Genomic DNA, 25,561 nt, shown 5'->3' with positions numbered 1-25,561 from the left:
CCAGCGGCTGTGATGTGAGATGACGGTGGACCGGGATTGGACACTTTGTGTGTCTGAGCACTGCGCGGAGCATGGCATAGCGCCACCTGACAAACCGTGAAACCGGTCTAGATTAAAAAGCGACTACCCAAAGGACCGGGATTGGCTTATCCTTTCACTGTATATAAATACAGTAGTCGCAATAGACAACTAATGTGAAGGCATGTGAGGTGGTAAATGGCCGTCGAAGTGGTATACCGCAGCAGCCGAGATCTGGAGCGCTTGTTCATGGATAAAGCCGAAGCTGACCGTCATGACAAAATGCTCGAACTCGCCGAGTTTCTGGCACAAGTGCTGCAAAAAGCCGTTCCGTCCCTGACCGAACAGCAAGTGGAAGAAGCCGGTATCTACATGGCGAAGAATCGCGATGTGTTCGCCAAGGCATTCAAGAGCCAGCCGGACGCCCTGACCGAACTGCTCAGCAGCCCTGCCCCGGCTGAAGCAGCGGTCGAGCCTGCTGAACCCGCCGCAGACGTCGAGCCAGGCGAACCCGCCAAGGCTGCCAAACCGGCCAAGGCGGTCAAAGCCGCGAAGTAATTACCGGCAGAATTGAACAGGCCCTGAATCACTGATCCAGGGCCTTTTTCATGCCTGTAGCGATTAGAAGGCGAAACTGGTTTCGGGCATCGCCATCAGCGACTCCGCTCCCGCCAGGACTGCCTCGCGATGGGCACTGGCCCGAGGCAAAATCCGGTCGCTGTAGAACCGCGCACTGTTCAACTTGGCCCGGTAGAACTCGACTTCCTCGGTGCCGGCGGCCATGGCCGCTTCGGCACAGGCTGCCGCCTGCAACCAGAAGCCGGCCAACAGCACATAGGCCGAGTACTGCAGGAAGTCCACGGAGCAGGCACCAATCTCCTGCACATTGACCGCACTGATGGCGATCACGTGAGTCGTCAGCGTTCGCCATTCCAGCACCCGCGTCTCAAGCGCCAGGACCAGCGTGCTCAACTCGCTCGACAAGGCGTGACGGGCGCACCATTGATCCAGTTCGTCCTGCAGCGCAGTGAGCTGTTGGCCGCCATCGGCGAGCAGTTTTCGACGGATGAAATCCAGCGCCTGGATGCCGTTGGTACCTTCGTAGATCTGGGTGATGCGACTGTCGCGCATCAACTGCTCCATGCCCCACTCGCGGATAAAACCGTGGCCACCGTAAATCTGCACTCCGAGGCTGGCGACTTCCTGGCCCATGTCGGTGAAAAACGCTTTGACGATCGGGATTAGCAACGCCGCGCGCTGGCTCGCTTGCTTGCGCGCCTGGGCATCCGGGTGGGCATGTTCCAGGTCCAGTTGCTGCGCGGTGTAGGCCGCCACCATGCGGCAGCCTTCGAGCAGGGTTTTCTGGGTCAGCAACATCCGCCGCACATCGGGGTGGACGATGATCGGGTCGGCGGCTTTGTCCGGCGCGGCAGAGCCTTCCAGCGCTCGCGACTGCAAGCGTTCGCGGGCGTAGCTCAAGGATCCCTGGAACGCCCGCTCGGCAATGCCCAGGCCTTGCAGGCCAACCTGGAAACGCGCGTCGTTCATCATGGTGAACATGCAGGCCAGTCCCTGGTTGGCCGCGCCGATAATCCAGCCGCTGGCACCGTCAAAGTTCATCACGCAGGTCGAGGTGCCCTTGATCCCCATCTTGTGCTCGATGGCCCCACAACTCAGGTTGTTGCGCCGCCCCAGGCCGCCGTCGGCACCGGCGATGAACTTGGGCACCAGCAGCAGGCTGATACCCTTGACCCCCGCCGGGGCGTCCGGCAATCGGGCCAGCACCAGGTGCACGATGTTCTCGGAAAGATCCTGCTCGCCACCACTGATGAAGATCTTGCTGCCGCTCACCGCATAACTGCCGTCCGCCTGGGGTACGGCGCGGGTGCGTAGCAGTGACAGGTCGGTCCCGGCCTGGGGTTCGGTCAGGCACATGGTGCCGGTCCAGGTGCCGCTGACCATTTTTTCCAGGTAGAGGTTTTTCAGCGCCTGGTCACCGTGTTTGTACAGGGCCAGCACCGCGCCTTCGGTCAACCCGGAATACACCCGAAACGACAGGCTGGCGGCCATCAGCATTTCATGAAAACTCGCCGCCACCATCTGTGGAAAACCCTGTCCGCCGTATTCGCTCGGCCCGGTCATGCTGGCCCAGCCGTTGTCGACGTACTGTCGATAGGCCTGGGGGAAACCGTCGGGGGTGCTGACCTCACCGTTGGTCAGGATGGCGCCTTGTTCGTCGCTGTTGCGGTTGAGCGGCGCCACCACCTGCGCGGTGTAACGCGCTGCTTCGTCCAACACGCCATCGATCAGTTGCCGATCAAGGCCGTTACCCAGCAACTCACAATGGGCACTGACATCGAATAGTTCATGCAGGACAAAGCGCATGTCCCGCAAAGGTGCTTGAAAGCTCATCTACGACCCTCCCGTCCATCGGCAAAATTTAGCCAGCCTCTACCTTGCCGAAAAAACCGCGGACGGTCGCAAGCTCGGCGTGACAAAAAATGCTCACCGAGCGGCTCTTGCTGAAAATAGCGCGAACAATACTGGCCCGCCTTGAACACGGGCAGGCATGGGGAATGGGAGCTCAGCGATAAAGCAGGCGTTCCGCCAGTTCGTCCGCCACCCGCGCTGGCGAGCGTTTTTCCGCCTGGGCATGGGCGAAGACTTCAGTCAGGCGCGATCTGATTTGCGACAGATGCCCGGTGATGCTCGACAACTCATCGCCGCGGTGCTTGAGCACCACGTAGATCAGCCCACCGGAGTTGATCACATAGTCCGGCGCATAGAGGATGCCACGCCCCTCCAGTTGGTCGGCGACGCTGAGGTTGGTCAACTGGTTGTTGGCCGAACCGGCCACCGCCGCACAGCGTAACTGCGCCACGCTGTGGCTGTTGAGTACCCCGCCCAGGCCGCAGGGCGCAAGGATGTCGCAGGGGGTGCTGAGCAGTGCCTCGTTGGCAATCGGATGGGCGCCCAACTGCTCCATCGCCAGCTGCACCTTGCCCGGGTCGATATCGCTGACCAGCAACTCGGCCCCCGCGGCATGCAGTTGCTCAGCCAGGGCAAAACCGACATTGCCCAGGCCCTGGATCGCAACGCGCAAGCCTTCCAGGTTATCGCTGCCCAGGCGCGCCATGGCGGTCGCTCGAATACCGGTGAACACGCCCATCGCTGCATGTGGCGATGGGTCGCCTGAGGCGGTGGTGCTGGTGACATGCTGGGTTTGCTGGGCGATGCAGTCCATGTCAGCCACCGAGGTGCCGCTGTCGATGGCGGTGATGTAGCGGCCATCGAGTTGCTCGACACAGCGCCCGAAAGCCTCGAACAGCGCCGCGCGGTTTTCCACATGCGGCGGGCGGATGATCACCGCCACTCCGCCACCCTGAGGCAAGCCCGCCAGGGCCGCTTTATAGCTCATGCCCTGGGCCAGGCGCACAGCATCCGTCACGGCGCTTTCATCGTCGGGGTAGGCAAGGTAACGGCACCCACCCAGGGCAGGTCCCAGGCGGCTGCAATGAATGGCAATCACGGCCTTCAACCCGGTGGCTGGGTCGACGCTCAGGTGTAGAGATTCAAGGCGAGTGCTTTGCATGAGAGCGAACATCGTGGGGCTCCCGAATCACTTCCAGTAGTCGCCAGTATAGGCGCGCGGGCAAAAATTGCTGGAGCGCACCGGAATAAGCAAAGCCCCGCGCCAAGGCTTTCCGGCATAACTTGCACGCCCTCGCGCGCGGCACTGGACGAATGCTTGCGACGGGGCTAAAACGGGGCATTCGCCGGAGATTTCAATGAACCCGCGCCACGCTTTTTTCGCCTGCCTGCAACGCTCGCCCCCGGCGCTTTTTGAAGCAGCGCTGTGGATCGCGGCCGAGCACGATGCGCAGGTGCAACCGCCGGTATTGCTGGAACAGTTCAAGGATCTGGTGCAGCGGGTCAGCAGTGGCCTGCCGATGTTGCCGGTCAGCGAATTGGCGCAACCGCTGCTGCGCCTGCTCAACGACCTGGGTTACCAGCAGGACGAAGCCACCCCGTTGCGTCCACAGGCGGCCTTGCTCAACAAGGTCCTGGAGCGGCGCCGCGGGCAGCCGCTGGCGCTGGGCCTGATCGCCCTGGAACTGGCTCGCCGCCTGGAGATCCCCATGGTCGGGGTCAACTTCCCCGGACACTTCCTGCTACGGGTACCCGGCGCCGATCATCTGCTCGACCCCTGCGGCGGTCGACGCTTGTATCCCAACGATTGCCGGGAGCTGCTGCAACGCCAATATGGCCCGAACATGCCCCTCAACGCCGAGCACCTGCTGACCAGCGAGCCGCTGCAGATGCTCCAGCGCCTGTCACGCAACCTGCGCCAACTGTACCTGGCCAACGACGACTGCATCGGCGCGCTGATCGATGCCGAGCGGGTGCTGGAACTGGGCAATGCCAACGCCAGCGACTACCTGGCCCGCGCCAGCCTCTACCAGCGCCTGGACTGCCCCAACGCCGAACGTTTCGACCTGGAGCACGCCCTGCTGCTCAGCGACGACCCGATCCAGCGCCTGCGCCTGACTGAACGCCTGGGGCATCTGCCACCCAACTCGATTGTGCATTGAAGCGATGGATGGTCCACTGGCGCCCTGGATTTTTTGCGCCACCACGGACGAGGCTGTCATGCACTTACCTTCACCTGCGGAACGTTTCCTGGAAGATTTCCACCAGCGCCGACCTGGCACCACCAGCGTCGCGTTTGCCCACTTGTGCAGCGAACAGCATGCATCGTCCTACGCCGCGCTGGCAGCCACCCTACCGAGCTCGTCCGCCAGCCTGAGCGTACTGGACCTGGCGTGCGGCAACGGCTATCTGCTGGAACTGCTCGAGCAACTTTATCCGCAACGACTGCAGTTGACCGGCGTCGACCTCAGCCAGGCTGAATTGGACGAAGCCCGCGCGCGTTTGCCCGCCAGTGTCAGCCTGATCAAGGAGCGGGCACAGGCGCTGTCGCTCGGCACGGCGAGTGTCGACGTGGTGGTGTCGCATCTGGCACTGATGTTGATGGACGACATTGAGCAAGTGCTCAGCGAAATACGCCGCGTGCTGCGCAAGGATGGCAAGGTTGCGACGATCGTTGGCCGGGGGTTTCTGTTGGGTGCGGTGGGCGAGGCGTATCTGCAGGTATTTCGCCAGGTGGCGCAGCAGGACGCCTTGGCGCATTTACCGATGGGTGATCCGCGCATGCGTACCGAGGAGGGTTGGCGAGCGCTGTTCAGCGCCGACTTCGAGCAGGTGACGGTGCAAGACATCGATGTGGCTTGGCAGCCCGACTTCGCCGAGCTCTGGCAATCACTCAGCGCCACCTACGACGTCGACCGGCTGACACCCGCCGCCCGCGTGCAATTGCAGGAACGATTCAAAACCGCAATCGATCACCTGCCACACACCGACGGCACCTTCGCGACCGGCTGGGGATTGCGCCTGATCCAGGCACACCCCCGCCAGTGTTGAATGCTTGGAGCCGCCGTTACGGAGTATCCGGCTGATTGGCCGGATGGGCCTGGATGAACGCCGGGTGTAGGGCTGCCAGCGCGGCAACCCGGCGAATCCGTGGATAGGCTTCAAGGCTTAAGTTGAAACGCTCGGCTGCATACAGCTGAGGGATCAGGTACACATCCGCCAGCCCCGGTGCGCTGCCAAAGCAGTAGCCCGCGTCGCCGATCAACTGCTCGACGGCCGCCAGCCCCTGGCTGATCCAGTGGCCGATCCACTCCACCACCTGTGGCTCGTCGTGGCCCAGCTGACGCAGCTTGTTGAGCACGCTGACGTTGTGCAGTGGATGAATGTCGCAGCCAATCAACGCCGCCACCGCACGCTCGTGCGCGCGCAGAGCGAGGTTGCCGGATAGCAACGGCACCTGTGGATAAGCTTCTTCCAGATACTCAATGATCGCCGGTGACTGGATCAGCAGCTCGCCTTGATCGGTGCGCAAGGCCGGCACCCGGCCTTGCGGGTTGATCTGCAAGTAGGCCGGCTGACGGTGTTCACCACCTTGTGGGCCGATCAGGTTGACCGCCAGCGCCTGGTAATCCAGACCCTTGAGGGCCAGGGCAATGCGCACCCGGAACGACGAGGTCGAGCGGTAGTAGGTAAAGAGCTCCATTGGCCGATCCTCTCAGCGCGCTGGCAGGATCTTGCCCCGGCATTCGCCGAAGCCGATGGACGCAAAACCGTCACGGCTGCAACGCGCGCGCAGGATGATTTCGTCGCCGTCCTCGAGGAACTTGCGCACTTCGCCGGATGCCAGCTCGATCGGCTTTTTACCGCCCTCGGTGATTTCCAGCAGGCTGCCGAACTGACCGCTCTCAGGCCCCGACAAGGTGCCCGAACCGAACAGGTCGCCGGCCTGCAACTGGCAGCCGTTGACGCTGTGGTGCGCGACCATCTGCGCCACGGTCCAGTACATGTGCTGGGTGTTGCTCAGGGTCAGGCGGTGCGCCGGCAGATTCTGCTCGCGCATGGCTTCGGTCAGCAACAACACTTCCAGTTCGATATCAAAGGCCCCCGCGGCCTGGTCGCGGTTGTCGAGCAGATACGGCAGCGGTTGCGGATCGCCCTGCGGACGCGCCGGCTGGGCAAGACGGAAAGGCTCCAGGGCCTCGGCGGTGACGACCCAGGGCGAGATGCTGGTGATGAAGCTTTTCGACAGGAACGGCCCCAGTGGCTGGTATTCCCAGGCCTGGATATCGCGTGCCGACCAGTCGTTGAGCAGGCAGAAACCGGCGATGTGCTCAGCGGCGTCGCCGATGGCAATCGAGTCGCCCATGGCATTGCCCTGGCCGATCCAGATCCCCAGTTCCAGCTCATAGTCCAGGCGCGCGCACGGACCGAAAGTCGGCTCGCTCTGGCCGGCTGGCAGGGTTTGGCCTTTCGGGCGACGGACCTCGGTGCCGGACGGGCGAATGGTCGACGCGCGGCCGTGGTAGCCAATAGGCACGTACTTGTAGTTCGGCAGCAGCGGGTTATCTGGACGGAACAGTTTGCCGACGTTCTGCGCGTGCTCGATGCCCACGTAGAAGTCGGTGTAGTCGTTGATTCGGGCCGGCAGGTGCATCTGGCAGTCGGCGGCCAGGTGCAGCAGCTTGGCGCCCTGGGCTTCGATCTTGCCGCGCAGGGTGCTGCCTTCGGCCAACAGTTCGAGCAAGCGCTCGCGCAGGGCAACACGGGGGCCCCGACCGAGCTCGAAGAAGGCGTTCAACTGACCGCCACGGGTGGCTTGCACCGCCGTGCGGGCCGCGCCGTCAAACAGGCCGGCGTCGAGCGCTGCCTCGAGGTCGAAAATCTGCTCGCCGATCGCCACACCGCTGCGCGGCGCCGAACCCTGGGTGCTGAACACGCCCAGCGGCAGGTTCTGCAATGGGAAATCCGCGTGGCCGTTGGCACAGGCAACCCAGCTACGAGTGGGGGTGGTCTGGGTCATGGGTTATCTCCGGTTCGGGTTGAAAGTGGCGGGCAGCGAGGCCCAGCAAGCATCGTAAGTGTTTTGCAGTTGCGGGCAATCGAGGGCGAAGCGGCTTGGGCGCAGCACCTGGCTGGTCTCGAACATAAAGGCCATGGTGTTGTCGATCTTGCTCGGCGCCAGCTCGGCGTTGATCGCCTTGGTACAGGTTTCGCCGTCCGGGCCATGGGCGCTCATGCAGCTGTGCAAGGACGCACCGCCGGGCAGGAAGCCTTCGGCCTTGGCGTCGTATTCGCCCTGGATCAGGCCCATGAACTCGTTCATCAGGTTGCGGTGGAACCAAGGTGGACGGAAGGTGTTCTCGGCCACCATCCAGCGTGGTGGGAAGATCACGAAGTCGAGGTTGGCCAGGCCGTGGACGCTGGTCGGCGAGGTCAACACGGTGAAGATCGACGGGTCCGGGTGATCGAAGCTCACCGTACCGATGGTGTTGAACCGTCGCAGGTCGTATTTGTACGGCACGTTATTGCCGTGCCAGGCCACCACGTTCAATGGCGAATGATCGAGCTCGCAGGCCCACAACTCACCGAGGAATTTCTGCACCAGGGTGGTCGGTTGCTGGAGGTCTTCGTAGTGCGCGACCGGGCTCAGGAAGTCCCGCGGGTTGGCCAGGCCATTGCTGCCAATCGGCCCCAGGTCCGGCAGGCGCAGAGGCGCGCCATGGTTCTCCGCCAGGTAGCCACGAGCCTGCGGATCGAGCAGCTCGATACGAAATTTCAGGCCACGTGGCAGCACGGCGATTTCCAGCGGCGCAAGCTCCAGCACACCGAGCTCGGTGGCGATGCGCAAACGCCCCGCCTGCGGTACCAGCAACCACTCGCCATCGGCGTTGAAGAACACCCGCTCCATCGAGCGATTGGCGCCGTAGTGATAGATGCTGATGCCGGCCGGTTTCTCCGACCCCGAGTTGGCCGCCATGCTCACCAGGCCGTCAATGAAGTCGGTCGGCTCGGCAGGAATGGCCAAGGGGTTCCAACGCAGGCGGTTGGGCGTGACCTCGCCCAGCGGGCCACCGGCCAACTGCCGCTCCAGCTTGACGAATGCCGGGTGATTGGCCGAGGGCTGGATGCGGTACATCCAGGTCCGCCGCGCTTCGCTGCGCACCATGGTGAACGCGGTGCCGGAGAACAGTTCGGTGTAGAGGCCGTACGGGGCTTTTTGTGGCGAGTTCTGGCCGACGGGCAAGGCGCCGGGCAGGGCCTCGCTGGAAAATTCGTTGCCAAAGCCTGACTGGTAAGCCAGCGCTGGCGCCGTTGAATCGAGGTTCATGGAGCCTCCTGAACAGGGAGTAGGCCGTGGCCATGGCTCCGCTTCAGAGTTTTGGCACGTCCAGGTTATTTTTATCGTAATTCGATTACGCATAACGTAATTTGATTGGTATTGACCGTCAAGCTATAAAGACGCCCATTCATCTATAGATACGACCCCACCATGGAAAAGCCGCGCGCCACCAGCGACAGCAACGGTAAACAGAAAGTCCGCTCGGCTGAGGTGGGCACCGACATCCTCAAGGCCCTCGCCGAGCTTTCGCCCTCGACCTCGTTGTCGCGCCTGGCCGAACATGTGCAGATGCCGGCGAGCAAGGTGCACCGCTACCTGCAGGCGCTGATTGCCAGCGGTTTCGCCGAGCAGAACGCCGCCACCAATCACTACGGCCTGGGACGCGAGGCCCTGCGTGTCGGCCTGGCCGCACTGAACAGTATGGACGTGCTGAAAGTCGCCGCCCTGCCCCTGTCGGAGCTGCGCGACGAACTGAACGAGACCTGCTTCCTCGCGGTCTGGGGCAACCAGGGCGCGACCGTGGTGCATATCGAGCCGGCGGTGCGGGCAGTCACGGTGGTGACCCAACTCGGCTCGGTCCTGCCGCTGTTGAGTTCGTCCACAGGACTGGTATTCAGCGCCTACCTGCCCCACCGCGAAACCGCCGAGTTGCGTGAGCAGGAAGTCGGCGCAGCCCAGTCCCATCCACTGGCCAGTGAACTGGCCTACGCCAGTTTGTGCGAACAGATTCGCGGACGCGGCCTGCACCATGTGCACGGTTTGCTGATGCCGGGGGTGGATGCGCTTTCGGCACCGGTGTTCAACGCAGTCGGGCAGGTCGCCGCAGTGCTGACCATCGTCGGGCCGACCTCATTGTTCCATGCCGACGAAAACGGCCCGGCCGCCCAGCGCCTGCTGGCCGCGACTCGGGCCGTAAGCTGGCGCATGGGGCATGACGGCGGCACCCACCCGGCCTGAGCTCAGGCGAAAAAGCCCAGCGCCTTGGCCTTTGCCACGGCCTGGGTGCGCCGCTCGACCGCCAACTTGCCGTTGATCCGCCGGGCGTGGGTCTTGACCGTGTGCAGGGAAATGAACAACTGCTCGGCGATTTGCAGGTTGGAGTTGCCTTGGGCGATCAGGCTCAGCACTTCTATTTCGCGCTGACTCAGGGGATTGTCGCGAACGCACGCCGGCGCCGGCTCCGGTGTTGTCGCCTGGGCCTGCGGCGCAACAAACAAGCACGGCAGGCTGCGTTGCAACTCTGCCAGTGCCTGATGCAGGTTGCAGCGTTCGACCAGCACCTGCGCAGCCTGCAGCGCCGCCCTGGCCTCGACGGGCTGGCCCGACAGCCACGCCACCTGCGCCACGCTCAGTTGCAGCACGGTTTCCAGCCCCAGCATCCCGCATTGACGCGCCTGCAGCAGTTGGGCATTGAGCTGCGCCAACGGCTGTGAGGCCTGGTGCAGATACACCTGGGCGACGACCAACAGGTATTCCAGGCGCGGAATCAGTTCCAGGCTCGCCGGCGGGGCCTGTCGGGCCTGCGGTCCGTGGTAATGGCGCAGCACCCGGGTCAGGGCTTCGTGAGCCAGTTCCGGGCGCCCCTGTTGCAGCCAGAAGTGGCTGCTGACTTGCAGCAGTACCCCGCGATACACCGTGTCGGGAATATGCCGGCGCTGCATCATGCGTTCGGCGTCGCGCAAATGGATAAAAGCCTGGGCGAAATCCCCCTGGTTGGCGGCCACCTGCGCCAGGCCCAGGTACCCATACAGCACGCGTTTGTCGTGATTGCGCAAACAGGCCTCGAGCCCGCTTTCGAAAAACTCGATGGCCCGAGCCTCCTGCCCCTGGCACAACGCCAACCGACCGCGCCGCAGGGCAATTCGCCCCAGCAACGGGGTGGCGGACCTGGCGTGCTGGCACAGCAACTGGTGAATGCCGCTCAACAGGCTTTCCGCGCGATGGGGCGCACCGCGCTGCTCGAGCAACTGCGCGTGATCGAGCTCCAGCAGGCCCTCGAACAGCAACGCGCCCTGGGCTCGCGCCAGGCACAGCGCCTCGCGATTGAGCGCCTGCGCGACATCCAGCTCGCCACGCAGCAAGGCCTGTTGGGTCAGGCCGGATAAACACAGCAAGCGAGCGGGCCAGGCGCTGACCGGCAGGTCCTCCAGGGCTTCGAGAAAATGCCCGCGGGCCGGCGCCATCCGCCCCTGCAGGTGCAGCAGCCAACCCTGTTGCGCCTGCCACCGCGCCACCAGTTCGCGCTGCTGTGCGGCGGACGGTTGCGGCGCAAAACGCGCCATGTGCTCGATGCACAGGCCGGCCTCTTCAAAGCGCCCGGCAAACAGCAAGGCAGCCGTGATCAACCCGACCAGTTGCGCACTGCACAGCAGCAAGTCGGCGCCTTGCTGCTCATACAGGCGCAGCAACAACACCACGTTGTGCTGCTGGAACAAGTGTTCGAAGCCAAAGTGCTGCAACAGGCTGACAGCCATTTCGTATTCGTCGGCCAACAACGCCTGTTCGAACGCCGCCTGCCAGTCTTGCCCAGCGACGAACCACTGGCAGGCCCGTCGATGCCATGAGCGACCGGCCTCCCAGGCCTCATCGCGCACCAGTTGCGCCACCGGTGCAAAGACCTGCAGCCACTCGGCGGAGTCTTCCCAGGGTTCGATGAAACACCCCAACTCCTGCAGGGTTCGCATCAAGTGCCCACCCTCGCCCGCGCCGAACAAATGCTCGCACAACCCCAGGTTAAATCGCGGCAGATGGGCCAGCACTCGCCAGGCTTCGACCCACTCCGGTGCCAAGCCGCTGAACAGCTCATGCTGCAGGTAATCAAGCATGATCGCCGAGCGCCCCTCCTTGAGCTCGCTGGCACTGCGGCCGTTACCATCTTGCAAAGCCACGCGCACGCTGGCACACCAGCCACCGCTGCGCTGGAAGATCCGTTCGCTGGCATTGGCGCACAACGAATGGGGAAGCTGGACGATCAATTGCTGGATTTCGCCACGACTGAACGCCAGCTCGGGGCCGGCGCCCTCGTACAGGTCATCGTTGAGCAATAAGCGTGGCCAGTTGCAGTGCGGCCGCCTACGCCCACCCAGCCACCAGGTCAGGGCCGGGCTGCTATGGGTCAACAGGCGATCGAGCAGGGCATCGAGCTGCGGGGCGGGCACACGGCAGTAGTCATCCAGAAACAACCAGGTGGGTGTCTGCCAACGAGCCAGGCAGGCCAGCAACTGCGCCTCGTTGTCGACCACCAACCCGAGTGCCTGGGCCACCGCCCGAGAAAACTCCTCAGGACTCGAGGCGACCCCATTCAACGCCAGCCAGTGCACCGTACACGTCGCCGGGGCCTGCAACAGGCACTCGGCGAACAACGCGCTCTTGCCGCTGCCTGCCGGCGCGCAGAGCAACCTCACCCGGGCGGGCGAGGTCAGCAACGGCTGCGCCAGACGCTCGCGGCGTACGTGCAGGGAAGACAGGCGGGGCAGGAATCCCGGGCGGTCCAGACAGTGCGTCATGGCGGTCATTGCAGCGGACCTTTTTATATTTGTGAACCCACCCTAGCCCTCTCTCGCGGCCTTGTTGAGAAACATTCAGAAGGCTGATTGCTAGCCATAAAAAAACGACCCAGAGGTTAACGCCGATCAATCAGGGCGACAGCTCGCACCAGGTGCCTAGCTCGCTTGAATGACTGGCATCAACCCGTGGGTCGTCCTCGCCACAGTGGCCTTAACGCACGCCTTCAGCGCGCAATGCCGCTGGTGTGTAGTCCGCCGCCTTGGCATCGAAGCCGAAGACGAAGCTGTGCTTCTCTTCGTTTTTCATGCCCAGGGCGATGTAGCGGCCGGCGATGATGTCGTACAGCGCTTCCAGGGTGTACGCCTGGGCCTGGTGATCGTAGTAGTACTGGGAATGTCCTTCCGCCACACGCCACAGTTGGCCGCGACCGTCGTAGTGGTCGACCAGCGCCACCTGCCAGCTGTCTTCATCGATGTACATGTGGCGCTTGGCGTAGATATGCCGTTCGTTGGGTTTGACCGTACCGACCACTTCCCAGACCCGGTGCAGTTCATAACGCGTCAGGTCCTGATTGATGTGCCCGGCCTTGATCACGTCGTCGTATTTCAGGCTCGGCGAATCGAGCTTGTAGCTGTTGTAGGGGATATAGACTTCTTTCTTGCCGATCAGCTTCCAGTCATAACGATCCGGCGCACCGGAGAACATGTCGAAGTTGTCCGAGGTACGCAGGCCATCAGCGGCCGTGCCCGGTCCGTCGTAGGCCACTTGTGGCGCACGACGCACGCGACGCTGGCCGGCGTTGTAGATCCAGGCCAGGCGCGGTTCCTTGACCTGGTCGAGGGTCTCATGGACCAGCAGCACGTTCCCCGCCAGGCGCGCCGGCGCGGTCACCGACTGCTTGAAGAAGGTCAACACGTTGGCGGCTTTTTCCGGGTCCAGGTCCTTCATCAACTGGGGTACGGCGATTTCTTCTTCAAAGCGAATCGGCGTGTAGGCACCGTTGGTCTGCGGTGTCACCTGGGTGATGATGCGCTTGAGGTTGCCACCGTGGTAGCGGGTGATGTGGTTCCACAGCACCTCGACCCCGTTCTTCGGAATCGGGAAGGCGTAGTAGCGATTACCGGTGAAGTTGGCCAGGCCATTGCCGTCGTTGATGCTGTTCACGTTCAACGCGCTGCGCTTGGCCGACTCGTAGATCTCGGGCGGCACGGCCACGGTACGGTGGGTCGGGTAGACGGGAATCCGGTAGGTCTCGGGGTAGCGCTTGAACATTGCCACCTGGCCGTCGGAGAGCTTGGCCTTGTATTTGTCGACGTTGGCCGCGGTGATGGTGAACAGCGGTTTTTCACTGGCGAACGGGTCGGCCAGGAAACCCTTGCTGTCGACCGCACCGGCATTTTTGGGAATGCCGCCGGTCCAGGCCGGGATCGAGCCGTCGGCATTGCCGGCCTTCTCCGCGCCCAGCGGGGTCAGGGTGGTGCCGAGTTTGTTGGCTTCTTCCGGCGACACTGCCGCCATCACGTTGGCCGCCAGCAGGCTCAGGGCCAGGGCACCGCATTGCAGAATCATCTTGCGCATAAGGTCATCCTTTTCAGCCAGATCAGAAGTTCACGCCGAAGCTCAGGGCCAGGAAGTCGCGGTCTTCGAGGGTGTTGTAGTCGCCCCCGAAAAAGTCGGTGTAGCTCAGGCTCGCGGTGTAGGTGTTGCGATAGTCGGCATCGACCCCGACGCTGATCGCCTTGGCGCCCTCGTTGAACAATCCGTTGGGGCCATAACCGGCAACGTCGTGGGACCAGGACAGGTTGGGCTTGAGGTTGATCCCGCCGATGACGTTGGCGTAATCGAGGATGGCCCGTGTGCGGTATCCCCAGGAGGTGGAGGTGACAAAACCTCCGGTATCGCCGCCAAACCCGTACTGGCCGTAGACCGAGTCCCGGCCATAACGCAAGGTGCTGCGCGACTCCAGGCCGCCGACCCGCACGACTGCCGCCTCACCGACCAGGGTCAGGCGTTGGGCGCCGAGGACCTGGTCAAAGAAGTGGGTCAGGGTGCTTTGCACCTGGGTCACTTCCTTGCGCCGATAGCCTTTGTTGTCGGCCCCCGGGGTGGTGCTGATCGGCGACGCAGCGCCGCCGGCAATCGGGTTGAGCAAGGCCAGGGTCAGGTCATTGGTACTGACCTGGACCGGTGCGTTGGGCCGATAGCTGATTTCCCCGGTCCAGGCCGTGCCGGTGGGCAAGGTGGTGGAGAAGCTGGCGCCGTACAGGCGAATGTCTTCCGGATAGTCGAGATAGTACTGGCCGCGGCCGAGCATCACGCTTTGCGCCAATCCCGAACCGGTGCCGGGCGCGATGGCATTGGCGGTGCCGACGATGCCCGGTAATGCCGACAGGGTCGAAAGGCCCGCCGTGACAGTGCCGACCGTGGGCGTGCGGCTGTGGTAGTTCATGAAATACAGGCCGTACTCGGTGTCGTCGCCGAGCCAGCGCAATGCGGTGCCCCATTGCCCGGAATCACGCGCATCACGGTCGCCACCCCGTGGCACCACCACCCCTTCGCGAGTCACTTCGAAGCCTTGGCCAAATGCCGCAGCAACCGGTTGCAACGGAGCGATCGCCGGGTTGGCCACCGTGTAGTTGTTCACGCAACCATCGGCTACCACATCGTTGCCGAAGAAGGTCCCGCAGTTATCCACAACCGTCTGGTCCCATTCCAGTTGATAAAAACCTTCGACGGTCAACTGGTCGGTCAGGCCCTGGGTGGCAAACAGCATGTTGACCGGGATCAGGCCCTCCTTGATTTCGGCACCCGGGCGCCGGAATGCCGAGACGTCGACCGGGTTGATGCTGTTGATCGAGTTGCCAATGAAGGTGCTTTCGCCCCAACTGACCACCTGTTTACCGGCGCGCACGGTGCCTGGCAGATCGGCGATGGAATAGTTGTGGTAGACGAACGCATCGAGGATCTGCCCACCGGAGGATTTGGCGCCTTCCTTGCGATTGGTGTCGCTGATGTCCTTGAACGGCCGGCTTTCGTCCTTGAGCTCGAAGTCGTACCAGTATTTTCCGCGGACAAATACCCCGGTGTCGCCATACTTCAGTTCCAGGTCGTGGATGCCCTTGAAGATCTTCGAAAAGGTCTCACCCTTGCTGAAGTTCAAGCGACCATCGTCACCGGTGGAGGACTGTCCGGAGCCTCCGTTGACCGTACCCACCAACGCATCATCGGCATCGCGCATGCCCCAGCTCGCACCAATCGACAGCGACGAATCGAATGTCCCCTCGATTTCGCCAATGTTGAATTCAACTGCCTGCGCCTGGGCACAGCAGCCCAAGGCAACCGCGACGGCCAGCGTCTGCGGCGTGAAGATGGCGCGCATTGTTGTTTTTGTCATGCGTCTTCCCCGGTGAGTGACTTGAAGGCCCCACCCTACTGCTGCCCGCCGGGAGCGATAAGCGCACCAAGGAGGTATTCGTGGTGTCGCTCCAAAGGATGAATGCCCGCACGGGGCAAGGCTTTGCGCCGGGCATGGGCCGGCTGGATGAGGGGTTATCAATCAAACCGATGATCCGGGCAACTGTTGCCGATGGCGTAACAGTGCATGTCTTGAAACGCTATTTTTCCTTTGCCAAGAAGGACTTATTCTAATCGGGCTTCCACGGCAACAAGCCTCGAAGCCCCGCCAGCCGAGTGTGAATTGCCCACTTGAGCGGCGAACTGTTCAGATGCACCGAATGCCCATCATTCAGTTCATCACCCTGGGTTCACTGACGTTGATTTGTAGCTCCTTGATCTAACGTCTTACTTTGGCCGCTGCGTTTGCAGCGGCCTTTTTTATTGGAATTTTTTTACATGGCAGGTAGCGAAGGCTTCCTACAAAACAACAAGAAAGCCACTACAAAACTCGCTTACAGGCGCTGCTACCTTGCTCTGAATGGACGATTACGATTCACACAACAAGGTAGTTAAATCATGTTCCCAACCAACAACAACTATCGCGCAAAGGCTTATAACAGCCGCATTCGCTTCTTGGTCCTGCATTACACCGCCGCCAACTTTGCCAGTTCGATTGGCGCACTGACCGGGCCCAATGTCAGTGCCCACTACCTCGTTCCGGATATCAGCGACATTACCTATATCAAGGCCGGCTTCAGCGACCAGCAGATCTTCGGCCTGGTCGATGAAAACCAACGGGCCTGGCATGCCGGGGTCAGCCAGTGGGCTGATCGCAGTAACCTGAACGACACCGCCATCGGCATCGAAGTGGTCAACCAGGCCACCGACAACCAGGGCAAGTTCACCTTCCCGCCGTATCACCCCCAGCAAATAGCCGCCATTGAGCAACTGGCAAAAGACATCCTCAAGCGCTACCCGGACATCACTCCGCGTAACGTCGTGGGCCACTCCGACATTTCCATCGGCCGCAAAAGCGACCCCGGCGCGGCATTCCCCTGGCATGCGTTGTACTTGAAAGGTGTGGGGGCCTGGTTCGATGAGCGACAGCGCGACGCCTTCCTGCGCCAATACAAGGATTCAGGAGTGCCGAACCGTGCGACGTTGCTGGACCAGTTCAAGAAGTATGGCTACAACACTTCGCAAGCCACTAACGAGTCGGGCTTCCAGCAACTGGTGCGGGCGTTTCAGTTGCACTTTCGTGCCGAGAAGTATGACGGCGTGATGGATGCACAGACCGCAGCGAATCTGGCGGCACTGGTGCGTAAATACATGCCTTGAGTAATCCTTTCAGTCCGAGCGCAAGCCGCCAGCCTTGCGCTCGAGTCCTGCCCGATTACAACGAATACTTCTGCAAATTGCCCATCATTTCCTTCAGAGCCTCAATGTTGTCCTTGGGGTGCGCCGCCCCTTCGAAATCGCAAATCTGCTGCCAATGCGCCGCCACATCCTCAGGCGAGAAACCCTCCCGCGGATCAAACCCCGCCCCCAGGCTGCGCTCCCATCGCACTTTGCCCATCCAGCCGCCGCCGACTTCAAACAGCCCCGAGGTTTCCTGGCAGTTTTCGCTGGCCAGGTACACCACCAGCGGGCTGACCAACTCCGGCTTAAGTTGCTCGAACACTTGCGGCGGGATCAGGCCTTCGGTCATGCGCGTGCCGCCGGTAGGGGCGATGGCGTTGACCAGGATATTGTTCTTGCGCCCTTCGATGGCCAGGGTCCGGGTCAGGCCATAGAGCCCGAGCTTGGCCATGCCGTAGTTGGACTGGCCGAAGTTGCCGTAGATACCCGAGGTGGATGCGGTGAAGATCACCCGCCCGTAGTTTTGCTCGCGCATGTGCGGCCAGGCGGCGCGGGTGACTTTGTAGGCACCCTCGACATGCACCCGGTACACCAGGTCCCAGTCGCTGTCGTCCATTTTATGGAAGGTCTTGTCCCGCAGGATTCCGGCGTTGTTGACCACCACATCGATCCGGCCAAAGGCATCAAGGGCGTGCTGGACGATTTTTTCGCCATCGGTCACCGAGTCATGGTTGGCCACGGCAGTGCCGCCGGCCTCACGAATCTCTGCCACCACGCGGTCGGCGGCCGAGGCGTTGGCGCCTTCACCCTGCGCGGAACCACCCAGGTCGTTGACTACCACCCGGGCACCCTGCCTGGCGAACAACAGTGCATGGGCCCGTCCCAGGCCGCCGCCCGCACCAGTGACGATCACGACTTTATCTTCGAAGCGCACAGACTCATTCATTACCCAACTCCAGCAGGCCAAGGACAGTGAGGCCGAGTGTCAGGCACGAGGCCTGGGCTCACAATCAACTGGGCTGGGGCTGAATGGTGCGCGATAAGGCACGGGGATGATTGCACGGCAGGCGCTCATCGATCCGCAAGGCCTGGTTAGCTGGAAGTCACCTCAGGAACAGGCAATTTTCAACGCCGGGGAGTCCTGCTGATCACGAAACGCCAAGTAGTGCTTGAGCACCTGCACCGGGGCTTCGATCTGTGGGTAATGACCAATCCCGGGCAAGAGCACGGTATCGGCATCTGCGATCAATTGCCGATAACGCTCGACCATGTGGGCACCGGAAACCGGGTCGACTTCGCCGTCGATCACCCGCAACGGTACTTCGCCCGATTGCATGGCTTTGAGCCAGCGATCGCGCTGTACGCGGCGCTGGGGCACGTACTGGATCAGCTTGTGCATGATCCGCGTCCCGCGGTTGTTGTCGATCAGGCTCCAGAAATCGTCCAGCTCGCTTTCGCTGGGCCGAGTCTGCGGGCCGAAGATCTGCCGGAAGCTCTTGACCAGGGCATCGCGGGTAAAGGCACGACCGATCATCCAGCCCAAGGGGCTGAGCAACAGCTTCTGCATCAGTACCGGACGGTGCGTCTCGGGAAACAGGCCGCCATTGAGGAACACACAGCTGGCGATGTTGCTGCGCGCCTCAGGGTGCCTGGCGAGCAACTCCTGGGCGACGCTGTCGCCATAGTCATGGGCCAGCAGGTGCACCGGTTGATCGATGCCCAGGTGTGCCAGCAACGCCTGCTGCAAGTCGGCCTGCTCCAGCAGGCAGTATTCATGGCCCACGGGTTTGGCCGAATCGCCGAAGCCCAGCATGTCGCAGGCAATCACCCGATAACGCTGGGCCAGGGGCTGCCACAGGTAGTGCCAATCCCAACTGGCGGTAGGAAAACCGTGGATAAGCAGTAAGGGCTCACCCTGTCCGGCCACCCAGTAACGAATGGTCTGACCCCGGAATACAAAGCTCTGGCCGCGTTTGCGCCAGACGCACAGTGGAATCTCGGCGAGTGGCATTAGAGTTTATAACCCGGGTCTTGTTTATCGAGTTTACGCAGCAGCGCCGGCCAGGCCAACGCGCCTCCCATTCCTTGTGCACTTTTGGTCACGCCGGCAATCATCGCCTTGGCCCCCGCGAGGATCTGCGGCTCGATGCTGATCAGCTCGGCGCCACCGTTCTGCGCCAGCACCTGGATATCGCAGGCCCGCTGGAAGGTAAACATCATCAGAAACGTATCGGCGATGGTGCCGCCACAGGTCAACAACCCATGGTTGTGCAGCATCAGGAAATTCTTGTCACCGAGGTCGGCCTGCAACCGCGCCTTTTCCTCGTGATTGAGCGCCACCCCTTCGTAGGCGTGATAACCCAGGCTGGAAAGGACAAACAAGGATTGCTGGCTGATCGGCAGCACGCCTTGTTTTTGCGCCGAAACGGCCACGCCAGCTGCGGTGTGGGTATGCAGGACACAGACCACATCGTGACGCACTTCGTGCACGGCGCTGTGAATGGTGTAGCCGGCGGGGTTGATCTCGTAGGGACTGTCCATCAGCTTGTTGCCGGCCTGGTCAACCTTGACCAGGCTCGAGGCGGTGATTTCGTGAAACATCATGCCAAACGGATTGATCAGGAAATCTTCGGTGCCTGGGACCTTGGCCGAGATATGCGTGAAGATCAAATCATCCCAGCCATGTGCGGCTACCAGGCGATAACAGGCGGCCAGGTCCACTCGGGCCTGCCACTCGGTGGCACTGACCTGGTCTTTCACGCTCTGGCTTGACTGCACGGGGGCTACGCTCACGGCAAGGACCTCTGGTTTTTATTCTTTTGGGGGTGTCAAAGCAGTCTAGTCAGCTGCCGGGATTCGGGTAGTTGCATTGGCAGCCAGCTTACTGACCCAACGAGTCAGTTGGCTTTCAAGCAAAATCCACTGTGCAGTGAGTCACAGTATGTGCGTCAGCAATGGCGCCGCGAACAGGTTCATCAAGCCCGTCAGGACCATCACCAACCCCGCCACCGAACCTTCTTCGCCGCCCACCTCATGGGCGCGACTGACGCCGGCGCCATGGGCCCCGACCCCGAACAACGCGCCACGGGCCAAGGCGCTGCGCAGTGGCAACCACTTGAGCAGGATCCCGCCGAGCATGGCGCCAAACACTCCGGTGAACATGACGAACACCGCCGTCAGCTCCGGTACGCCCCCCAGGTCGTGGGCCAGCGGCATGGCGAATGGCGTGGTGATCGAACGAGGCAGCAGCGACAGGGTCACCGAACTGTCCAGCGCCAGGAGCCGAGCCAGGCCAAACGAGCTACCCATCGACGCGGCGCTCCCGGCCAGCATCCCCACCAGCAACGCCGACCAATGCCGCGCCAGCAACTGACGCTGCTGCCAGATCGGCACCGCGAACGCCACGGTGACCGGCCCCAGCAACGCCATCAACCAATGGGTATTTTGCGCATACTCGCTATAGGCCGTGTGCAGCGGTACCGCCACCAGCAGCAACAGCACGGGCACCAGGATCAGCGGCGACACCAGGTAACGTCCGCTGCGTCGATACAGCCAGCGACTCAATACATAAGCGGCCAGGGTAAAGACCAACCAGAACAGCGGCATCCACTCACTTCTCATGAGCCAGCCTCCAGCGGCAGACCCATTCGACCGTGAATGCCGTCACCAGCATGACCAGCAGGGTACTGAGCGCAATCACCACGAGGATCCGCCAACCTTCATCGCGCAATAGGCCGCCATAGTCGAGCAAACTCATCAAGGCTGGAATGAAGAACAGCAGCATCTCGGCCATCAACAGCCCGGCCCCCATTTGCAACGCCGCCGGCTTGACCCACCCCAGGGCAAATACCAGCAGCAACAATGCCAGGCCCATCACCCCGCCCGGGATCGGCCAGGCCAACCATATGGCCAACTGGCATCCGAGCAGATAAATAGCCGACAACACCAGCAGTTCAGCGAGCAGGCGGGCGAGTTTTTTAACGCGTGTTACGTTCATCGGTTGGCTCCTCACAGGAAGCCATTTTAAAGAGCGGGCTGTCATCACCGAAGCGAATTGTTAGACTCAAGACTATTCCAAAATGGAATCAGATCATGGAATTCAAACAACTGCGCAGCTTCATTGAAGTCGTTCATCAGGGCGGCTTCACCCAGGCCGCCAAGACCTTGCACATCAGCCAATCGGCGGTCAGCAAACAAGTGGCACAGCTGGAGCACAGCCTGGGCACGCTACTGCTTGAGCGACTGGGGTCACAGGTGCGGTTGACGGCGGCCGGCACGGTGGTCCTGCAACGCGCCGAGGGTATGCTGCGCTTGCGCAATGAACTGCTCAGCGAACTCGACGACCTGAGCGACCTGCGCCGTGGCGAACTGCGCCTGGGCCTGCCGCTGCTGGGCAGCGATGCGCTGTTCGCTGGTTTGTTCGCCGAGTACCGGCGGCGTTATCCGAACATCAGCGTGCAGTTGCTGGAAGGCGGCAGCCTGAACATTGAGCAGGCAGTGCTCAGCGGTGAACTGGAACTGGGCGGCAGCCTGCTGCCCCAGGACCCGCAGTTCGCCTGGCAACCGTTCTGCGACGAACCCCTGGATGCGCTGCTGGCGGCGGACCATCCATTGGCCGGCAAGACCAGCCTGCGCCTGGAAGAACTGGCCGACACTCCGTTCCTGCTGTACCAGCGCAGCTTTGTACTCAATGAACGCTTGCTGCAGGCGTGCCAGCAAGTGGGCTTTACCCCCAAGGAGGGCGGGCGTAGCGGGCAGGCGGATTTTCTCGTGGCCCTGGTGGCCGCGGGACAAGGCGTGGTGCTATTGCCACGGGTGGTCGCCCGCGGGCTGGTCCGCCCGGGCGTGGTGCGCCTGGGATTGCAGGCGCCCCGTGAACTGCGCTGGGATATCGCGTTTATCTGGCGTCAGGGCGCCTATCTGTCGAAAGCCGCCCAGGCTTGGCTCGCGTTGTTGCGCGAGTTTCCGGTCAGCCGCGCAGAGCCGTGATCAACTGCTCCAGCCAAGGCTCGGCATCACTTTCCGGGGTCACGCTTTCACTGGCGTCCAGGCGCAGCATTGGCAGCACTTCGCGCACACCCAGTTCGCCGAACAATTCACGCAGTTGTTCACCGCCGCCACAAAAAGTATCGCCGTAGCTGGCATCGCCCAAGCCGATCACCGCCCCGGGCAAGCCACGCCAGGCGCCTGGCAGTTGATCACGAATCATCGAATACAGCGGTTGCAGGTTATCCGGCAACTCGCCCATGCCAGTGGTGGAGGTCACCGCCAGAAAGGCTTCGGGGGCAAATGCCTGAAGTTCGTCGAGGGTGGCACGCGGGTTATACAAGGTCTGAAAACCTGCCGCGTCGAGAAGTTTCGACGCGTGCCGGGCAACTTCTTCTGCCGTGCCGTACACCGAGCCGGAAATGATGGCGACTTTCATCAAACTGATCCTGCACCTGAGTCAAAGACCGAGATCTTAACAGCAGACGACAAAAAACCGCGATTGACTCTCATCGACACCGAGGGCAAGTGGACAGCCGAGCAGCCTGTCTTAGAATGCAACGCATTACACAACACAGAAAGGACTCGCCCGATGATCAATGCGCAATTGCTGCAACTGGTGATCAACGCTTCAAACGACGGCATCGTGATCGCAGAAAAGGAAGGCGAAGATAACATCCTGATTTACGTGAACCCGGCCTTCGAAAAGCTCACCGGCTACAGCGCTGACGAAATCCTCTATCAGGACTGTCGTTTTCTCCAGTCTGGCGATCGAGACCAGGCCGGCTTGGCACCGATTCGCGAAGCCCTTCAAAGTGGCGGATCCTGTCGAGAGATCCTGCGAAACTATCGTAAGGATGGCACTCCATTCTGGAATGAGCTGTCACTTTCAACGGTCTACAATGAGAATGACAAGCAGACCTATTTTGTCGGTGTACAAAAAGATGTCACCACCCAGGTCAAGGCGTTGCAGCGCGTGGCGCAACTGGAGGCTCAGTTGGCAGCCGCTCAGGCTGAGTTGCAGGCAATGAAAACGACCAACGGTCAGAACCTGTAAGCGAATTAGCGGTCACTAACTACAATCACCAGTGACTTTGTAACTATATCTTTCGAGCTAGCCATGCAGCACGATGCCCTCCTCACCCAGGATGAGCTGGATTTTATCCAGACCATGCAACATAACCCGCAGCTCAACGTGCGTGATGCGACGTCGAGCCTGCTGGTTAATGGGGGTTCGCAAATCCGTGACCTGCTGACACGCCTGGCGGCCAACGAACAGGTGACTATCCAGGCACAGTTCGAAAACCAGCAGATGACCTTCCCGCTGCACCTGGTGGAAGATGAGTTCCATGCGCTGCATCTGCGCCTGGGCGTACCGAGCATTTATGAAAGCGGGCCGAAGGTGCGACCTTGGCGCCTGCCCCTGGAAGAGCCGGTTGCCCTGGAAAACGCCAAAGGCCAGGCGGGTACACTGTGGGTCCACGAAGTGTCGTTCAAGGGCATCTTGCTCGAGGTGCGCAACCGGACCAAACCGCCGAAGAGTTTCGCACTGTGGTTCAGCCCTTCTGGTTATGAGCGCATTGCCTTGCGCGGCACTTTCGAGCGGCAGACCGAGCAGGGTTATTACGCCTACCAACTCAACCAAGGCAACTCGGTCGAAACCGAGCGCCTACGCCAGTACATCCTTCAGCAACATCGCCTGACCCACCCCGCCATGCACGTCTGAATTTCAGGTATCCAGCGTTCCGCCAAGAAAATGCTGCAGGCGCTGGCGCATCAGGCCACCTTCATTGCCCAGGCAACCGATAGACGAACCGGCCAGGCTGTCCTGCGCCAGCTCCGACGCATCGCCGCACAACAACAGACGACACTGCAGGCTCATCGCCAGCCGATTCAGACGCCGGGCAAAGTCAGCGGCCGGCGCCCGATTGGAAACCAGCACCAGCACCTCGGGCCGGATTTTCTCACAGACCAGGGACAGCTCCTCGAAAGGCTTGCCCAGCGCCAGTACCCGGACGCCCACCGCGCCACCGCTCAGGAACAATGCCGCCAGCAGCAGCTCCAGTTCATGGCAATGGCCTTCGATTGCCGCCACCGCAGCCCGAACCGGCTGTGAGCCGCGCAACATAATCAGTCGTTGCAACACCCGTGACCGCAGGAAGGCGTCGAGCATCACCCATTCACTGGTTTGCCCGAAGGTCTCTTTTTGTTGCAGCGCCTGAGTCCACAGCGGCATAAAAATGTCCTGGAACACCACATCCAATGAATAAGTGGAGAACACTTGGCCGTAGATCCGCGCCAGTTCCAGATCATCATAATTGCTCAATGCCGTGCGAATCTGGACCTGCCACTGGACATAGTCAGCCTGGACCAACGGGTCCGGAACAATGCTCGACAGCGCCTGCGCGGCCTGGCTCCTGGCCAGAAGCCGGCCGATCTTGCTGACCGCCACCCCCCGAGCGATCCAGCTCAGAATGCTGCGAATCTGCTCGATATCGGTCAGGGAATACAGTCGATGCCCGCTTTCGGTGCGCACTGGCTGGATCAAACCGTAGCGTCGCTCCCAGGCACGCAACGTCACTGGGTTCACGCCGGTCAGGCGTGCCACTTCACGAATGGGGAACATTTGCGCTTGGCTGGTGGCATCAACAGCCTGCAACGGCTCGGAAGACTCAGTGATGACGGGCATCGGTGCGTAGACATCCATTTCAAGTTGGATCCATTTTATCGCGCAAGCATGGACGATGTTCAAGTATTGCCTGATCGACGAAGGTCACTGGCGTATTTCGCAAAATCAGGAATAATCCTTGCTTGTTGTAACCCAGCCCTCCACCCCGGGCTGAGTTTGGCGTGCCTCCTACCCGGAATCGCGCCCCCGTTTTATGGAGATACATAATGTCTACCTCACCTGTCACCTTGATGGTGGCGCGCCGCGTTGCCAGCGGACGCTATCAGGAACTGATCGCCTGGTTGCGCGAAGGCGAACAACTGGCCACTGACTTTCCCGGCTACCTGGGCTCCGGCGTACTCGCTCCGCCGCCTGGTGATGACGAATTCCAGATCATTTTCCGTTTCGCCGACGAACCGACCCTGCACGCCTGGGAGCACTCCGCCTCGCGCACGGCCTGGCTAGGGCGTGGCAGCGAACTGTTTGCCCATCCTTCGGAACATCGAGTCAGCGGCATCGATGGCTGGTTCGGCGCCGCCGGCCAGCGTCCACCGCGCTGGAAACAGGCCGTCGCCATCTGGCTGGCATTCTTTCCGGTCTCGCTGCTGTTCAACTTTGTCCTGGGCCCATTGCTCAGCGACCTCGACATGCTGCCCCGGGTGTTCATCAGCACCCTGGCCCTGACCCCCTTGATGGTCTATTTCTTCATCCCGCTGTCGACTCGCCTGCTGGCCAGTTGGCTGAGCAGCACGCCCGCACCGTCGTTGCCGGCCGAGGCGACTGCGCAAAACCGCTAAAAGGGGCATGGCTCGTGCAGTCGCTGGTATAGTTTTGCCATACCCGCGATGCGAGCCATT

General features: G+C 61.7%; 24 protein-coding genes and 1 pseudogene. 10 read left to right on the top strand and 15 right to left on the bottom strand.

Annotated elements, in window-relative coordinates; all coding sequences use genetic code 11:
• Window positions 1-216: 216 nt before the first annotated feature.
• Window positions 217-480 (top strand): annotated as a pseudogene (locus ACM6IP_RS03580) (YebG family protein); the annotation flags it as partial.
• A gap of 159 nt (window positions 481-639) precedes the next feature.
• On the opposite strand, the gene ACM6IP_RS03575 reads toward ACM6IP_RS03580, so the two are convergent.
• Window positions 640-2,430, bottom strand: coding sequence for an acyl-CoA dehydrogenase C-terminal domain-containing protein (locus ACM6IP_RS03575; protein WP_414860949.1), 1,791 nt, complete (start codon window positions 2,428-2,430; stop codon window positions 640-642).
• Window positions 2,431-2,602: 172 nt separating this feature from the next.
• A complete protein-coding gene (locus tag ACM6IP_RS03570) occupies window positions 2,603-3,622 on the bottom strand; it encodes a Leu/Phe/Val dehydrogenase (protein ID WP_095169400.1) in 1,020 nt (339 codons plus the stop codon).
• A gap of 184 nt (window positions 3,623-3,806) precedes the next feature.
• Between ACM6IP_RS03570 and ACM6IP_RS03565 the strand changes: the two genes are divergently transcribed.
• Complete coding sequence (locus ACM6IP_RS03565) at window positions 3,807-4,610, top strand: SirB1 family protein (protein WP_095169399.1); 804 nt, start codon at window positions 3,807-3,809, stop codon at window positions 4,608-4,610.
• A 58-nt stretch (window positions 4,611-4,668) separates the two neighbouring features.
• Complete coding sequence (locus tag ACM6IP_RS03560; protein ID WP_320333677.1) at window positions 4,669-5,499, top strand: class I SAM-dependent methyltransferase; 831 nt, start codon at window positions 4,669-4,671, stop codon at window positions 5,497-5,499.
• Between the two features lie 16 nt (window positions 5,500-5,515).
• Here the strand turns inward: ACM6IP_RS03560 and maiA are convergent, their stop codons facing one another.
• Genes maiA through hmgA form a run of 3 tightly spaced genes read right to left on the bottom strand, consistent with a single transcriptional unit; the run spans window position 5,516 to window position 8,776 of the window.
• Entirely contained in the window at window positions 5,516-6,151 is a 636-nt protein-coding gene (maiA, locus tag ACM6IP_RS03555) for a maleylacetoacetate isomerase (protein WP_414860948.1), read from the bottom strand.
• Between the two features lie 12 nt (window positions 6,152-6,163).
• A complete protein-coding gene (gene fahA, locus ACM6IP_RS03550) occupies window positions 6,164-7,468 on the bottom strand; it encodes a fumarylacetoacetase (protein WP_095169397.1) in 1,305 nt (434 codons plus the stop codon).
• A gap of 3 nt (window positions 7,469-7,471) precedes the next feature.
• Window positions 7,472-8,776: a homogentisate 1,2-dioxygenase gene (gene hmgA, locus ACM6IP_RS03545; protein ID WP_414860947.1), complete on the bottom strand. Its 1,305-nt coding sequence runs from the start codon at window positions 8,774-8,776 to the stop codon at window positions 7,472-7,474.
• 162 nt (window positions 8,777-8,938) lie between these two features.
• Between hmgA and ACM6IP_RS03540 the strand changes: the two genes are divergently transcribed.
• The gene (locus ACM6IP_RS03540; protein WP_095169395.1) at window positions 8,939-9,745 is read left to right on the top strand and encodes an IclR family transcriptional regulator; all 807 of its coding nucleotides are present in this window, start codon (window positions 8,939-8,941) and stop codon (window positions 9,743-9,745) included.
• A 2-nt stretch (window positions 9,746-9,747) separates the two neighbouring features.
• Here ACM6IP_RS03540 and ACM6IP_RS03535 read toward each other — a convergent pair whose 3' ends face one another.
• From ACM6IP_RS03535 to ACM6IP_RS03525, 3 genes are all read right to left on the bottom strand, one after another.
• Window positions 9,748-12,303 (bottom strand): LuxR C-terminal-related transcriptional regulator, encoded by a 2,556-nt coding sequence (locus ACM6IP_RS03535; RefSeq protein WP_414860946.1) that lies wholly within the window; start codon window positions 12,301-12,303, stop codon window positions 9,748-9,750.
• Between the two features lie 202 nt (window positions 12,304-12,505).
• A complete protein-coding gene (locus ACM6IP_RS03530; protein WP_095169393.1) occupies window positions 12,506-13,873 on the bottom strand; it encodes a DUF1329 domain-containing protein in 1,368 nt (455 codons plus the stop codon).
• A gap of 22 nt (window positions 13,874-13,895) precedes the next feature.
• A complete protein-coding gene (locus ACM6IP_RS03525) occupies window positions 13,896-15,689 on the bottom strand; it encodes a DUF1302 domain-containing protein (protein ID WP_401130567.1) in 1,794 nt (597 codons plus the stop codon).
• Between the two features lie 80 nt (window positions 15,690-15,769).
• Here ACM6IP_RS03525 and ACM6IP_RS03520 point away from each other — a divergent pair, with 80 nt between their 5' ends.
• A complete protein-coding gene (locus tag ACM6IP_RS03520; RefSeq protein WP_159993816.1) occupies window positions 15,770-15,943 on the top strand; it encodes a hypothetical protein in 174 nt (57 codons plus the stop codon).
• 324 nt (window positions 15,944-16,267) lie between these two features.
• Window positions 16,268-17,029: an N-acetylmuramoyl-L-alanine amidase gene (locus ACM6IP_RS03515; protein ID WP_414860945.1), complete on the top strand. Its 762-nt coding sequence runs from the start codon at window positions 16,268-16,270 to the stop codon at window positions 17,027-17,029.
• 55 nt (window positions 17,030-17,084) lie between these two features.
• Here ACM6IP_RS03515 and ACM6IP_RS03510 read toward each other — a convergent pair whose 3' ends face one another.
• From ACM6IP_RS03510 to ACM6IP_RS03490, 5 genes are all read right to left on the bottom strand, one after another.
• On the bottom strand, window positions 17,085-17,996 hold the full coding sequence (locus ACM6IP_RS03510; RefSeq protein WP_095169390.1) for an SDR family oxidoreductase: 912 nt from the start codon (window positions 17,994-17,996) through the stop codon (window positions 17,085-17,087).
• A gap of 162 nt (window positions 17,997-18,158) precedes the next feature.
• The gene (locus ACM6IP_RS03505) at window positions 18,159-19,061 is read right to left on the bottom strand and encodes an alpha/beta fold hydrolase (RefSeq protein ID WP_159993812.1); all 903 of its coding nucleotides are present in this window, start codon (window positions 19,059-19,061) and stop codon (window positions 18,159-18,161) included.
• Complete coding sequence (locus tag ACM6IP_RS03500; protein WP_095169388.1) at window positions 19,061-19,843, bottom strand: class II aldolase/adducin family protein; 783 nt, start codon at window positions 19,841-19,843, stop codon at window positions 19,061-19,063. The genes ACM6IP_RS03505 and ACM6IP_RS03500 overlap by 1 nt, the downstream gene beginning before the upstream one ends.
• 141 nt (window positions 19,844-19,984) lie before the next feature.
• Complete coding sequence (locus ACM6IP_RS03495; protein WP_095169387.1) at window positions 19,985-20,671, bottom strand: LrgB family protein; 687 nt, start codon at window positions 20,669-20,671, stop codon at window positions 19,985-19,987.
• Entirely contained in the window at window positions 20,661-21,047 is a 387-nt protein-coding gene (locus ACM6IP_RS03490; RefSeq protein ID WP_095169386.1) for a CidA/LrgA family protein, read from the bottom strand. The genes ACM6IP_RS03495 and ACM6IP_RS03490 overlap by 11 nt, the downstream gene beginning before the upstream one ends.
• Window positions 21,048-21,142: 95 nt before the next feature.
• Between ACM6IP_RS03490 and ACM6IP_RS03485 the strand changes: the two genes are divergently transcribed.
• Window positions 21,143-22,039: a LysR family transcriptional regulator gene (locus ACM6IP_RS03485; protein ID WP_095169385.1), complete on the top strand. Its 897-nt coding sequence runs from the start codon at window positions 21,143-21,145 to the stop codon at window positions 22,037-22,039.
• Here ACM6IP_RS03485 and ACM6IP_RS03480 read toward each other — a convergent pair.
• Complete coding sequence (locus ACM6IP_RS03480) at window positions 22,020-22,475, bottom strand: flavodoxin (RefSeq protein WP_095169384.1); 456 nt, start codon at window positions 22,473-22,475, stop codon at window positions 22,020-22,022. The genes ACM6IP_RS03485 and ACM6IP_RS03480 overlap by 20 nt on opposite strands.
• 153 nt (window positions 22,476-22,628) lie before the next feature.
• Here ACM6IP_RS03480 and ACM6IP_RS03475 point away from each other — a divergent pair, with 153 nt between their 5' ends.
• On the top strand, window positions 22,629-23,093 hold the full coding sequence (locus tag ACM6IP_RS03475; RefSeq protein WP_320333669.1) for a PAS domain-containing protein: 465 nt from the start codon (window positions 22,629-22,631) through the stop codon (window positions 23,091-23,093).
• A 63-nt stretch (window positions 23,094-23,156) separates the two neighbouring features.
• Complete coding sequence (locus ACM6IP_RS03470) at window positions 23,157-23,762, top strand: hypothetical protein (protein WP_095169382.1); 606 nt, start codon at window positions 23,157-23,159, stop codon at window positions 23,760-23,762.
• 3 nt (window positions 23,763-23,765) lie between these two features.
• Here ACM6IP_RS03470 and ACM6IP_RS03465 read toward each other — a convergent pair whose 3' ends face one another.
• Window positions 23,766-24,725 carry a MerR family transcriptional regulator gene (locus tag ACM6IP_RS03465; RefSeq protein ID WP_095169427.1) on the bottom strand — a complete coding sequence of 320 codons (960 nt, stop codon included), beginning with the start codon at window positions 24,723-24,725 and terminating at the stop codon, window positions 23,766-23,768.
• A gap of 206 nt (window positions 24,726-24,931) precedes the next feature.
• Between ACM6IP_RS03465 and ACM6IP_RS03460 the strand changes: the two genes are divergently transcribed.
• Window positions 24,932-25,501: an antibiotic biosynthesis monooxygenase gene (locus tag ACM6IP_RS03460; protein ID WP_159993804.1), complete on the top strand. Its 570-nt coding sequence runs from the start codon at window positions 24,932-24,934 to the stop codon at window positions 25,499-25,501.
• Window positions 25,502-25,561 lie beyond the last annotated feature (60 nt).

It is taken from the genome of Pseudomonas sp. IT-P176 (genome assembly GCF_949767245.1).
Taxonomy (GTDB): Bacteria; Pseudomonadota; Gammaproteobacteria; order Pseudomonadales; family Pseudomonadaceae; genus Aquipseudomonas.
Note: the sequence above shows the minus strand (reverse complement) of the source record. Positions and strands in the feature narration are given on the sequence as shown.